Genomic DNA, 12,540 nt, shown 5'->3' on the forward strand with positions numbered 1-12,540 from the left:
TAATTCCCAGTTGCATTAAGCCTTTTTTTCAGCTTTAGCAGCAGCAGCTTTCTTTGGTTTAGCAGGTCTTGACTTGCCGAAAGAACCGTTAGAAATCTTACCTTTTTTGGTTTTGATATCACCTCTACCCATTGTAAACAGTTTGATGTTTATTATTGATGTTTGTTAATCTGAGGATGTAACTCCCGCTAATCAGGCGCAAATTACGGAATAGCGGCTGTTAAATGCAAAAAAAAAGCAAGAAACAGTAGTGTTCCTTGCTTGAATAAGTTAAGCTAACCGATTAAAGCTTGTCGGACAGAGCCTTACCAGCTTTGAATTTAGCAACTTTCTTAGCTTTGATCTTGATGATCTGGCCAGTCTGTGGGTTTCTACCGTTACGAGCAGCACGTTTAGAAACAGAGAAAGTACCGAAACCTACTAAGGTTACTTTACCACCTTTTTTCAGGGTATCAGCAACAGCTTTAGTGAAAGAATCCAGTGCTTCGTTAGCTTGGGTTTTAGTGATAGCGGCATCTTTTGCCAGCTTGTCGATTAATTCGGCTTTGTTCATAGCTAGTAAGATTTAACTAGTGAATAAAATGTTTGATGTGAGCAAATATAGCGCGTTTTATCAGATTACCAAATTTTTTGAATCTTTTTTCATCAAAAAATCATCGGCTGAAAACGCCTACAGGTAACGGTTACAGCAGATTAACATGTGACACGTCAGCGATGGGGTAAACCCCTTGCTTTGATGAAATCCGCTATGACAGGCCATTTGCTGCACTATTTGATATAAACGCGTATGTGTTCCAAGTATTGTACCAAAGTCTAAACCCCGTATGATCAGTGGATTTCCTGTGGATAAGTTTAACATCTTATACAACCTGCATTACTGTATTAAAGGCCACAAACTGGTTCCCAAACAGGTCATACGAGGCTTTCCGCAGGCCGGGTGCATGCTCTTCCAGGAAGGTCTGATAATTCTCCAGTGTGTCTGTAAAGTACTGGGCTGAGTAGGTGGGACCATCCTGGTCATCCTGCTCAAGCAGCCTGCAGATGCGGTAATCGTGGAAAAGTCCCGTAGCCATAATAGCTGGAATATGCTCTTCTTTCATCCATTGCAACCATCTTTCGTTGATGAAGTGTGTTACCTTGGTTGTGACATTGTATATTATCATGTGTTGAAAACGGGTTTAAGATCCCAATTGCAGGTATACGGGACAATGGTCTGAATGCTTCACCTCCTGCCAGATCCGGGCATCTTTCAGTCTTTCCTGCAGGGGAGCGGTCACATTGATATAATCGATACGCCAGCCCTTGTTATTGGCCCTGGCATTGGACCGTACGCTCCACCAGCTATACTGATGCGGTTCCGGATGATAATGACGGAAGGTATCCACAAACCCGTTGCTGAACAGTTTATCCAGCCAGGCCCGCTCTTCCGGCAAAAAGCCTGACGATTTCTTATTGCCTACCGGGTCGTGGATGTCTATCGGCTTATGGCATATATTATAGTCGCCGCATACCACGAGGTTAGGCCTTGTGCTTTTCAGCTGGTCCAGGTAGCCGTAAAATTCGTCCAGCCACTGGTATTTATAGGTCTGTCTTTCGTCTCCACTGGTACCGGAAGGGATGTAGGTATTAACAAGCGTGATATCGCCAAAATCGAGCCTTATAACACGTCCTTCCGCATCGCTCTGCATGAAGCCGTTGCCATATTGTACATGGTCGGGGCTGATCTTTGTGAGTACGGCTACTCCGCTATACCCTTTTTTTTCTGCAGGGTACCAGTAGTGCTCGTAACCCAGTTCCTCAAATTGGCGGTAATCCACATTGTCTTTGTGGGCTTTGATCTCCTGCAGGCATACGATATCTGCCGGATCGGTTTTCAGCCACTCAGTGAAACCTTTGTTCATGGCGGAACGCAGTCCGTTCACATTATAGGATACAATTCTCATGGTGTGGTAGCTCATTCGTCCACGGTCTATGGACAATATTGGTGTTAATTATAAAAAAACGGTAGTCCATGTTGGATGGACTACCGCTATACAGATGCATTACATGTCATATTCAAGTACGGGGCGCAGCCACTTCTCGGCTTCCTCAATGGTCCATCCCTTTCGGGCAGCATAGTCTTCCACCTGGTCTTTCTCTATCTTGCCAAGGCCGAAATATTTGGCCTCAGGGTGTGCAAAATACCAGCCACTAACGCTGGACGCCGGGTACATGGCGAGCGATTCGGTAAGGATGATACCGGTATTGGCAGTAGCATCCAGCATATCAAACAGCTTGTATTTCTCGGTATGTTCAGGACATGCCGGATAACCCGGTGCGGGTCGGATGCCGGAGTATTCCTCGCGGATCAGTGCATCATTGTCAAGACGTTCATCTGTTGCATACCCCCAGAATTCCTGTCTTACACGTTTGTGCATCAGCTCTGCGAAGGCTTCTACCAGCCTGTCAGCAAGGGCTTTCAGCATAATACTGCTGTAATCGTCGTGGTCTGCCTTGAACTTTTCCAGCCATTTTTCTATATCGCCGCCTGTTGTAACGGCAAACGCGCCCATATAGTCCTGGATGCCTGCTTCTGCCGGGGCAATGAAATCGGCCAGGGAGAGGTTCGGCTGACCGGGAGCCTTTTTGATCTGCTGGCGGAGACATTCCAGGTGAACCGTGCCGGCGCCGGGTTGGGGCGACAATACAGAGATGGTATCATCCGCGCTCCTGTTGGCAGGGAACAGGCCTATCACGCCATTGGCAGTAAGCCACTTTTCCTCTACGATACGTTTCAGCATAGCTTTCGCATCTTCGAACAGGCGGGAGGCTTCCTTGCCTACGATTTCATCCGTAAGGATCTGCGGGAATTTACCATGCAGTTCCCAGGAGATGAAGAAGGGCTGCCAGTCAATGTATTCAGCTATTTCAGCCAGGTCATAGTTCTGGAAAACATGTACGCCAGGTTTTTTAGGTACAACTGGCTTGTAGTTGCTCCAGTCATTGATGGCCTTGTGCTGACGGGCTTCTGCAATGGGCAGATATTGTTTTACCGGTTTCTTGTTCCGGAAATTTTCGTTCAGTTTCTGGTACTCGAGCTTCACATCGTCCAGGAAAGACTTCTTCAGCGCTTTGTTCAGCAGGCTTCCGGTAACTGTTACGCTACGGGAGGCATCGAGTACGTGTATTACCCCGTGTTCGTATTCAGGGGCTATTTTTACGGCTGTATGCGTACGGGAAGTGGTAGCGCCTCCAATGATCAGGGGCACTTCAAAATGCTGGCGTTTCATTTCCCTGGCTACGTTTACCATCTCGTCCAGGCTGGGGGTGATCAGGCCACTGAGACCAATAATGTCCACCTGCTCCTGGCGGGCGGTCTGTAATATCTTCTCTGCCGGTACCATTACGCCCATGTCAATAATGTCATAACCGTTACAGCCCAGCACTACGCCTACGATATTCTTCCCGATATCATGCACATCGCCTTTTACTGTAGCGAGCAGGATCTTTCCGGCGGATTTTACCACACCGCCATTCAGTTCTACCAGTTTTTGCTTTTCAGCCTCTATATAGGGCGTGAGCACGGCCACGGATTTCTTCATCACACGGGCGCTTTTCACCACCTGTGGGAGGAACATCTTACCGCTGCCAAACAGGTCGCCCACGATGTTCATACCGGCCATGAGAGGGCCTTCAATAACATCCAGCGGACGTGGGTATTGCTGGCGTGCCTCTTCTGTATCGGCCTCGATATAATCTGTAATACCATTTACCAGCGCATGGCTCAGGCGTTCTTCCACGGTGCCCTGGCGCCAGGTTTCGTCTTTTTCGATCACTTTACCCTTGCTCTTCACCGTTTCGGCAAAGGCGATGAGGCGTTCGGTGGCGTCTTCCCGGCGGTTGAGAATAGCATCGTCACAGAGTTCGCGCAGTGCCGGTTCTATTTCATCATAGATCTGAAGCATGCCGGCATTTACGATGCCCATGTTCATACCTGCTTTGATAGCATGGAAAAGGAACACAGAGTGCATTGCCTCACGAACAACATCGTTACCACGGAAGGAGAAGGAGATATTACTTACCCCGCCGCTTACGCTGGTGAGGGGCATCAGTTCTTTTATACGGCGGGTAGCGTTGATGAAGTCTACCGCATAGTTATTGTGCTCTTCTATACCCGTGGCGATCGCGAAGATGTTAGGGTCGAAGATGATATCCTGCGGGTCAAAACCAACCTTTTCTGTCAATATCTTGTAGGAGCGGTGGCAGAAGCTGACCTTTTTCTCTTCGGTATCAGCCTGTCCGTATTCATCGAAAGCCATGACCACCACGGCGGCGCCAAAGGCTTTACAGATCTGTGCCTGCTCAATGAATTTGGCTTCGCCTTCCTTCAGGCTGATGGAGTTGACGATACATTTGCCCTGCAGGCATTTAAGGCCGGCCTCTATGATGCTGAACTTACTGGAGTCGATCATCACCGGTATCCTGGAAATGTCCGGCTCGGCAGCTAGGAGATTGAGGAAGGTGGTCATGGCCTTTTCGCCGTCCAGGAGGGCGTCGTCCATGTTCACATCCAGTATCTGTGCGCCGTTTTCTACCTGCTGGCGGGCCACGGAGAGGGCTTCTTCATATAAGCCCTCCCGGATCAGGCGGGCAAATTTCTTGGAACCGGTTACGTTAGTACGCTCGCCGATGTTAATGAAGTTGGTCTCGGGCCTTACCACCAGTGGTTCCAGACCACTCAGGCGGAGGAAAGGTTTTATCACTTTGGTGCCGGTTCCGGGTGTTTGTAAAGTATCTGCTGAAGTGATTGTTTCGCTCATTGTGTTGCTGTAGTAATTAGAATACTCCTGTTATCAGTATTGACTTACGCCAGTTCTTCCACCTGTTGGGGCAGAGGCCTTGGAGGCAAGATCTTTACATGTTCTGCAATGTGACGGATATGGTCTGGTGTGGTGCCACAACAGCCACCTACGATGTTCACAAAACCTTCACGGGCAAAATCTTCAATGATGTGCGCCGTATGATCCGGTGTTTCATCATATTCTCCGAAGGCATTGGGCAGCCCCGCATTGGGGTAACAGCTTACATTGCAGGCTGCTATCTGCGACAACTCGGAAATATAGGGACGCATCTGTTCTCCGCCGAGCGCACAGTTGAGCCCTACTGAGAACGGTTTTGCGTGCATAACGGAAATATAGAACGCCTCCAGTGTCTGACCGCTCAGGGTTCTTCCCGAAGCATCCGTAATGGTGCCCGATATCATCACCGGCAGCTCCGGCCGGGCAATATCACGGAAGTATTTCTTGGTGGCGAAAATGGCCGCTTTACTGTTCAGCGTGTCAAAGATGGTCTCAATGAGCAGAATATCTACGCCTCCTTCATGCAAGCCCTTGATCTGTTCATAGTAGGCATCTACTACTTCGTCAAAAGTAACAGAGCGGAAGCCCGGATTGTTTACATCCGGAGAGAGGGACAGCGTCTTATTCAGCGGACCGATAGCACCTGCCACAAATCTGGGTTTGTCAGGGTTTTTAGCAGTGTACTCGTCAGCCGCTTTCCTGGCTATGCGCGCAGCAGCAACATTCATTTCATAGGCGAGCGACTGCATATCGTAGTCGGCCATGGCGATAGTGGTGCTGCTGAAAGTATTGGTCTCGATAATATCGGCCCCGGCTTCCAGGTATTCGTTATGTATTGCTTCGATAATTTGGGGTTGCGTAAGACAGAGCAGGTCATTATTACCTTTTACATCCAGATGATAATCTTTGAAGCGTTCACCCCTGTAATCCGCTTCCTCCAGCTTGTAACGCTGGATCATGGTACCCATTGCCCCATCAATGATCAGAATGCGCTCTGCGGCGCATTGGGATAATGATTTCATAATTGTAATACGTTTATTAGTTACGGTTTAATAATACCCGCAGGCCGAACAATAAACAAATCCACCCGCGGAGACTAATAAACAAAGGTACTTAATAATTGCCTTATTATGAGCGTAAGTGGCATGGCGAAGGCGCTGTGCGTAATGCGACCTGGGAAGAAGGGAAATGAGCAGAAAAAATTTGTTTTGATCTGTAAAGTCTACTATATTTGTAGGGTAATAGGAAGGAACGCTTCCGCAATGAGAATTACGATGCAAAAAGACGTACAACAATCGTTAAGGCATTTCAACACCCAGAACATGCTGACATGCAATAGCCGATATAACCAGGGCTGTTGCTGCTAACCGGCGCATTACCACCATTTGACCGTTTAGTTTCGTAACCTGCATTAAATCATTATTACAATGAGTATTGCCGAGCATGTACAAAGCTTGCAGCAACACCTGGCGCAGTATGGATTGTACCCGGTACCTGCAGATGCTGACAGAGAGGGATCTGAGGTCTTTAAGATCTGTTTTTTGAATAAATACGAAATGCAGCGTTGGAGAGAACTGCGGGAACAGGAAAGTGAACAACGCGATGAGCATTCATCATAAAATACATTAACCAACCATAACGAATTTTCATAACGTGGAATTACAGGTTAAACACACACGGGTGTTGTTCAGCACTCGTATCTTTTTTAAGCAAAACGCTTAACACGAAATGGGCAACCATTTTGCGTTAAGCGTTTTGCTTATTTTTTTATCGGTATCCCGGATAGCCGGCCGGCTATCCGCTCATTTACTTCTGCACATAGTTCTCCAGCGGCAACCTGTTGGAAATAGATCTTGCAAGCGTCATTTCATCCGCATATTCCAGTTCGCCGCCAAAGGCAATACCCCTGGCAATGGTTGTGATCTTTACCGGGAACTCCCTGAGCTTTTTGGAAAGATAATAGATCGTTGTATCGCCTTCAATTGTTGGACTGAGCGCCATAATGATCTCTTCAATCCCTTGTTGCCCGACCCTGTCTACCAGTGTATAAATATTCAGCTGATCAGGGCCGACACCGTCAATAGGGGAGATGATGCCTCCCAGTACATGATAAGTGCCATTGAACTGCTGGGTATTTTCGATGGCCATCACATCGCGGATATTCTCTACGACGCATACCAGGGCCTTATTCCTGGAAGGATTGCCGCAAATGCTACAGATCTCCTGGTCGGAAACATTGTGGCAGATCTTACAGAATTTAATCTGATCCCGCATACGGGTCACTACTTCACCAAACAGCTTTACCTGCGCGGGGTCCTGCTTCAGCAGGTGCAATACGAGACGTAAGGCCGTTTTTTTGCCAATGCCCGGCAACCGCGCAAATTCATTAACTGCATTTTCTATCAGGGCTGAGGAAAATATCATGATGTAAAATTAGGAATTATAACGTCAGCGGGATCTTTACCCCCCAGTTGGCCTTAATATTCTCTTTCTTCGGGAAGCTGACCACCCTTTCCGGCTGTTTCTTCGGCGTACCATAGTACACGCCGCGGTCCCATTTTCCGTTATTATTGTCGTCCAGCAGTATCCACACCTCATATTCTCCGGGTGTAATACGCTTCTGGACCCAGGTGTTCCGTTCTATTTTTCCGGAGTATTTTATCTCCTTATTGCTGATCAGCTGGGCTACATAGTGCATAGTGTCGCTCACCATGGCTTTTGTACTATCGCTGAGGGTAAGGGTCAGCATTACCCTGCCGTAATCTGATTCTTTTTTGGCGGCAAAGCTGATCGTGTCTGCTTTTGACGGCTGGATGCCGGCAGTATCGGCCACGGATTCTTTCGGTATGATAAGCCTGTAGGGCTTGCCTTCTTTCCAGTCAAAATGTACCGATAGTTTGGTACGGGTAGAATCGAAGGAAGTAGTAAAGGCCACGGGCGTGAACACGGTATCCTGTGTAAGACGGAAGGCTGTGCTGTCCAGTGTTTTGACAGGCGCACTGAAAGTGATCAGCAAGGGCTTGCCCAGTTCCTGTTTGTTATCGGCCAGTTCGGCAGAGATATTCAAAGTGCGTTTTTTCTTCTTTTCTTTTTCCTTCTCTTTCTCTTTTTTCTCGGGTTCTTCTTCTACCGGCTGCTGCTCCTGTCCCGCTTCCTCCGGTTTCCTGATCGTACTGTCCTGTTCCATGAACATCAGCAGGGTGATGTCTTTCAGGTTCTGATCCCTCAGATGAAGGAGGCTGTCGCTAAAGGCGATCAACTCCTTGGGTTGATTATACTGGAGATCTCTGTCGTCCTCTTTCAGGGCAAAAAGCTTGTAATCGCCCGGAGCCATATTCCTGAACCAGAAGGCCCCGTTTCCTTTTGAGCGGGCAAAATAGACGGGTTTCTCCTTAGACACGACAGAGTCTATCTTGTTCCGGTAGATCATCACGGATACATTACTGTCAGGCTTTCCTGTTTCTGCATCTATGATAAAGCCCTTTACCTGGAGGGAGTCCAGGTAATCGCCGGTAGACACAACATACTGGAAATCCTGTATAGGATTGCCCTCATTGTTGTCCCGGATGGCGTCTGAAAAGTTAAAAGTATAGGTGGTATTCTCTGCCAGTGTATCCTTGATCACCATGGTAACGGTCTTCAGCTTGGATGTTACTGTGGGAGTACGCTTAAGGGTAGGAGATACGATCAGCTTTTCGAAGACATTATCCAGCTGCACATATTCGTTGAACGTAAAGGAGACCTTCTTCGCCTTGAAGTGGAGTGTCGAATCCGGTGGCGTAACATAGGTCAGCCTCGGGGGGAGCGTATCTTTCGGTCCGCCGCTGGGTGGAACAATGTTGGCGCAGCCCGGGAGCAAAAAAACGGAGGCACTTATCACTATCAGCCAGTATGCCCAGCCACGGAAGTTATGATTCATTATCTATAGTATTATACCAAAAACCGGCTCCAAAGATCAAATTCCAAACAGTAAAATCCAAATCAGTCTGCCGTAACCCCTGTTGAGTCTCCCAAACGGGCGGGAAGCTCCATCAGGTTCTCCGCTTCGGGCTCATGAAGCGCCACATAGAGTTTATTATCCTTCACAAAATTGCACCATACGCAGTCCTTTTTACCACAACCGGTGTAGAATTCCCTGTTCTGGATCTTTGTCCAGGCAGAAACGATCTGTCGGGTAACCAGGTCTACATCTTCCGGGGTGATCACCACCTTCTCTTTATGATATACTTTCTGCCTGTTCGGCTCAATAAAGTCAAACTCAGTACTGACCACTTTCCAGTTCTTCTGGTGGTAATTATCGAGGAGGACCTTATAAAATACGGCCTGCCGCCAATAATCTCCTCCATTGGGATGCAGCTGATCGGGGCGGGCAAATTTCTGGTATTCCCTGATGGTCTTTTCATAATCGCCGGTCTTGTAGTCCACCACATTCACCAGCTTGCCCTCAAATTCCAGCTTATCGATCTTGCCTTTCAGGGGTACACCGCTGACCACTACATTCCGGACGTTCCGTTCCACGCTGACCACCTTGTTCCATTTTGACAAGTAAGTGTCGTAATAACTGTCGAGGATGTCTTTTCCGTATTCCAGCCTTCTTTCAAAAGATTCCCGGGTAAAGCTTTCCCGGTTGCGTAACATGCTCCAGGTAAAGTCCCGGATGAATTCTTCTTTGGAAGGGAATTCATATTGTTTGCTTTCCTGCATTTTCTGGAACAGCTTTTCCAGCGCATAGTGAACGGCGGAGCCAAATTCAGTATTTTCCGAGCGACCGGAGGGCACCCTCACCAGGTTTTTATAATAGAAGCCCAGTGGGCAGTCGAGGTAGTTATTGAGGGCAGTTACATTCATCACAAAGCTGGCAAGCAGATTATCGATGAACTGCTGGTCGGTCCGCGCTATTTCCGGCGCTATGCCCTGCGTATATTGGAGGGCCTCAAATGTGAACAGGACATCCTCCGGAATCAGCGCCTTCTCCACCCGCAGGGCATGTTGTTCCAATATTTCTGTGACGAACAGGCTGGGTTCCAGCGGTTTGCCGTCTGTTCTGAACGTTGGATAACTGATATAGAGGTACTTCTCTGCCCGGGTCATGGCTACATAGAACAGCCTGCGCAGCTCCTGTTCATCGGTGCTGGTCACTGCTGTGGTAAAGAGTGTATCGGGAAAGGCGAAGCCGGTATTGCTCCTGGTCTTTTTCTCCCACAGGTGAGCGTTGGCGCCGGCAATGAATACGTACTCAAATTCCAATCCCTTGGCGCCGTGGGCGGTGAGCAGGTTGATCCCGTTTTCGTTCCCCGAAACCTGTACAATGGGAATTGTGATCTTATTATGCTCCATCAGGTCTGTCATGTCCATAAATGGCACCAGGCTCAGATCCGGATTGCGGTGCGTTTCGGCCTTTATGAAGTCAAAGAGGGACTGCAATACCTTCATGAGCCATGGCTTTTCCGGCGACTGCATCACGTAAGAAAGCACGCCGCATTCGTTGATAATGGCAGCAAAAAGCTGTTGAAGGGTGAGATTGTGCGCATCCTTTATCAGCTTCTCGATGATACGGGTAAAGTCGATCAGCGCCTGTTCGGGAGCTGCTGTAAACAGGGTCAGGTTGCGGGTATGCTGCCATTCCTGGAGATATTGGCGGATGGAAGATTTTTCCCGGTACCCTTTCTCTGCAGCCCTTATGCTGATCTTGGCCACCTCGATGGCGGGAATGTTATAAAAGTCGTAATGCAGGATGGAGAATAAGAGGTCATCTCCACTGTAAGGCGTGTCTGTTTCACAGGCAATGTAGCGGAGAATGGTCAGCACCTTCCGGGCGAAGGGTATTTCAAACAGGTTGATGCTTCGCTTGGAATAGAAAGGAATATGCCGGAACCGGCAATAGCTGGCCAGTTCTTCCCCATATTTATTTTCCCGGTAAATAACAGCGATCCTGCCGGGAGCTGTACCATTATCCAGTAACTGTGAGATCTGCCGGGTAATATCGATCATTTCGTCCCGGGGTGTATTGTAATGCCGGATGACGGGAGGAATATCCAGGGATATCAGGTGACTGGCGGCGGTGCTCAGGCGCTTGCTAAGGCCTGGTAACTGGTTCACCAGCCTGGCGGCTCCGTTGTTTTCTATCAGCGACATGGAAACGTCAAGGATAGATTGTACTGAGCGGTAGTTATGTGTCAGAACAATGGTCTGCAGCGTATCGGCAAAGGTGTCTGCAAATTGTGCCATATTCTCAATACTTGCGCCCTGGAAACGGTAAATAGACTGGTCGTCATCGCCCACAACAAAGATGTTGGGGCTTTCCTGTCCGCCTGTCAGCATTTGCACGAGTTTGTTTTGAGTGCCACTGGTATCCTGGTATTCATCGACCAGGATGTATTGGAACTGTTCCCGGTAATCTGCCAGCAGGTTAGGATAAGTTTCAAATGCCCCGATCACCCAGTTGATCATATCATCAAAATCATAACGGCCTGCTGCATGCATCAGGGCTGTATAAACAGGAAATTGTTCTACGGCAGCCTGAAGCCGCACCATCTTTTCCTTTTCAAGGGCGATCTTATCTGTGCGGATATCTCCTTTGACGAATTGCCTTGTTGTTTTCTTTGCGATGAAGGCCTCCCTTCCGGGAAGGCTTTCGATGTAGGCAGAGATAGCGTCGGTGATATATTCCACAGACCAGCCTTCTTTTTTAATGGTAGAAAAAAGGTGGTCCAGGTTTTTCATGTCAAAGTACACGTCACCCCGGTAGCGTTTCAGCGGATTATCCTTTGTAAAGCCATCGATCAGTTTTTTCAGCAGCTGTATTTTTTCCAGTTCGGAAACCGGATCGAGATGGTGTTTGTCGAACAGGTTCAGGTTGTCCTGGATCACTTCGTTACAGAAAGAGTGGAAGGTGTGGATATTGACGCGATAGGCATCCGGGCCGATAAAGTCTGTCAGCCGTTTGCGCATGGCCACTGTTCCCGCATCTGTATAGGTCAGGCAGAGGATATTCTGCGGCAGGTAGTCAGTATCCAGCAATATTTTGCCGATCCTGGAGGCCAGGATCTGTGTTTTGCCTGTGCCGGGGCCGGCAATGACCATGACAGGGCCTTCCGTCTGATCGACGGCCTTGCGCTGCTGCCCGTTCAGGCGGGCATAGACTTCCCTGAAATGACGTTGGTACTGATCTCTGGACATGACTATATTTGAACATGGCATCGGGCCATACAAAACATATATGAAGTTATGGGAAAAATCCATCGTTTGCAGTATGAGCAGATATTAAACACCAGTATAGATAATGCCTGGACATTCTTTTCGCGGGCAGAGAACCTGGAAAAGATCACGCCGCCGTATATGCGTTATGCTATTACTTCTCCGCCAACAAATAAGCCGGTGTATGCAGGACAGATCATTACGTATGTGATTCATCCGGTACTGGGAATACCGCTGAGATGGATGACGGAGATCACGCATGTAGCAGAAGGTAAATACTTCATTGACGAGCAACGGCAGGGACCGTACGGCTTATGGCATCATCAGCACCATTTTGAGCCAGTGCCGGAAGGGGTCAGGATGACGGATATAGTCCATTATTCCATGCCCCTGGGAATATTAGGTGATATTGCTCATGCGCTCTTTGTGCAGCGGCAGTTGCGGGACATCTTTGCTTTCAGGAAGGCGGCGATAGAGCGGTTGTTTGGAACGCACTAAGGTAAAA

Annotated in this window: 11 protein-coding genes; 2 read left to right on the forward strand and 9 right to left on the reverse strand. The window is 48.4% G+C overall.

Annotation, left to right across the window (positions count from 1 at the left end; translation table 11 throughout):
* Window positions 1-15 precede the first annotated feature (15 nt).
* The 6 genes from MYF79_RS04410 to MYF79_RS04435 all read right to left on the reverse strand — a co-directional run bounded on the left by MYF79_RS04410 (window position 16) and on the right by MYF79_RS04435 (window position 5,860).
* Entirely contained in the window at window positions 16-132 is a 117-nt protein-coding gene (locus tag MYF79_RS04410) for a 30S ribosomal protein THX (protein WP_089829760.1), read from the reverse strand.
* A 151-nt stretch (window positions 133-283) separates the two neighbouring features.
* Window positions 284-553, reverse strand: a complete 270-nt coding sequence (locus tag MYF79_RS04415) for an HU family DNA-binding protein (protein WP_029465307.1) — start codon at window positions 551-553, stop codon at window positions 284-286.
* Window positions 554-860: 307 nt separating this feature from the next.
* Entirely contained in the window at window positions 861-1,163 is a 303-nt protein-coding gene (locus MYF79_RS04420; RefSeq protein ID WP_247812737.1) for a DUF4286 family protein, read from the reverse strand.
* Window positions 1,164-1,178: 15 nt separating this feature from the next.
* The gene (locus MYF79_RS04425; RefSeq protein WP_247812738.1) at window positions 1,179-1,943 is read right to left on the reverse strand and encodes an exodeoxyribonuclease III; all 765 of its coding nucleotides are present in this window, start codon (window positions 1,941-1,943) and stop codon (window positions 1,179-1,181) included.
* Between the two features lie 99 nt (window positions 1,944-2,042).
* Window positions 2,043-4,799 (reverse strand): methionine synthase, encoded by a 2,757-nt coding sequence (gene metH, locus MYF79_RS04430; protein WP_247812739.1) that lies wholly within the window; start codon window positions 4,797-4,799, stop codon window positions 2,043-2,045.
* Window positions 4,800-4,843: 44 nt separating this feature from the next.
* Window positions 4,844-5,860, reverse strand: coding sequence for a homocysteine S-methyltransferase family protein (locus MYF79_RS04435; RefSeq protein ID WP_247812740.1), 1,017 nt, complete (start codon window positions 5,858-5,860; stop codon window positions 4,844-4,846).
* A 405-nt stretch (window positions 5,861-6,265) separates the two neighbouring features.
* Here MYF79_RS04435 and MYF79_RS04440 point away from each other — a divergent pair, with 405 nt between their 5' ends.
* A complete protein-coding gene (locus MYF79_RS04440) occupies window positions 6,266-6,457 on the forward strand; it encodes a hypothetical protein (protein ID WP_247812741.1) in 192 nt (63 codons plus the stop codon).
* Between the two features lie 187 nt (window positions 6,458-6,644).
* Here the strand turns inward: MYF79_RS04440 and recR are convergent, their stop codons facing one another.
* From recR to MYF79_RS04455, 3 genes are all read right to left on the reverse strand, one after another.
* Complete coding sequence (gene recR / locus MYF79_RS04445) at window positions 6,645-7,262, reverse strand: recombination mediator RecR (protein ID WP_247812742.1); 618 nt, start codon at window positions 7,260-7,262, stop codon at window positions 6,645-6,647.
* Window positions 7,263-7,278: 16 nt separating this feature from the next.
* Window positions 7,279-8,757 (reverse strand): Ig-like domain-containing protein, encoded by a 1,479-nt coding sequence (locus tag MYF79_RS04450; protein WP_247812743.1) that lies wholly within the window; start codon window positions 8,755-8,757, stop codon window positions 7,279-7,281.
* Window positions 8,758-8,819: 62 nt separating this feature from the next.
* Entirely contained in the window at window positions 8,820-12,017 is a 3,198-nt protein-coding gene (locus MYF79_RS04455; protein WP_247812744.1) for an ATP-dependent helicase, read from the reverse strand.
* A gap of 48 nt (window positions 12,018-12,065) precedes the next feature.
* Between MYF79_RS04455 and MYF79_RS04460 the strand changes: the two genes are divergently transcribed.
* Entirely contained in the window at window positions 12,066-12,533 is a 468-nt protein-coding gene (locus MYF79_RS04460) for an SRPBCC family protein (protein WP_247812745.1), read from the forward strand.
* Window positions 12,534-12,540: the final 7 nt, after the last annotated feature.

Source organism: Chitinophaga filiformis, assembly GCF_023100805.1.
Lineage (GTDB): Bacteria > Bacteroidota > Bacteroidia > Chitinophagales > Chitinophagaceae > Chitinophaga > Chitinophaga filiformis_B.

Coding starts and splice junctions, on each gene's coding strand:
- metH (WP_247812739.1), bottom strand. CDS start 4,799: ATGAGCGAAACAATCACTTCAGCAGATACTTTACAAACACCCGGAACC.
- MYF79_RS04425 (WP_247812738.1), bottom strand. CDS start 1,943: ATGAGAATTGTATCCTATAATGTGAACGGACTGCGTTCCGCCATGAAC.
- MYF79_RS04410 (WP_089829760.1), bottom strand. CDS start 132: ATGGGTAGAGGTGATATCAAAACCAAAAAAGGTAAGATTTCTAACGGT.
- MYF79_RS04420 (WP_247812737.1), bottom strand. CDS start 1,163: ATGATAATATACAATGTCACAACCAAGGTAACACACTTCATCAACGAA.
- MYF79_RS04455 (WP_247812744.1), bottom strand. CDS start 12,017: ATGTCCAGAGATCAGTACCAACGTCATTTCAGGGAAGTCTATGCCCGC.
- MYF79_RS04460 (WP_247812745.1), top strand. CDS start 12,066: ATGGGAAAAATCCATCGTTTGCAGTATGAGCAGATATTAAACACCAGT.
- MYF79_RS04440 (WP_247812741.1), top strand. CDS start 6,266: ATGAGTATTGCCGAGCATGTACAAAGCTTGCAGCAACACCTGGCGCAG.
- MYF79_RS04435 (WP_247812740.1), bottom strand. CDS start 5,860: ATGAAATCATTATCCCAATGCGCCGCAGAGCGCATTCTGATCATTGAT.
- MYF79_RS04450 (WP_247812743.1), bottom strand. CDS start 8,757: ATGAATCATAACTTCCGTGGCTGGGCATACTGGCTGATAGTGATAAGT.
- MYF79_RS04415 (WP_029465307.1), bottom strand. CDS start 553: ATGAACAAAGCCGAATTAATCGACAAGCTGGCAAAAGATGCCGCTATC.
- recR (WP_247812742.1), bottom strand. CDS start 7,262: ATGATATTTTCCTCAGCCCTGATAGAAAATGCAGTTAATGAATTTGCG.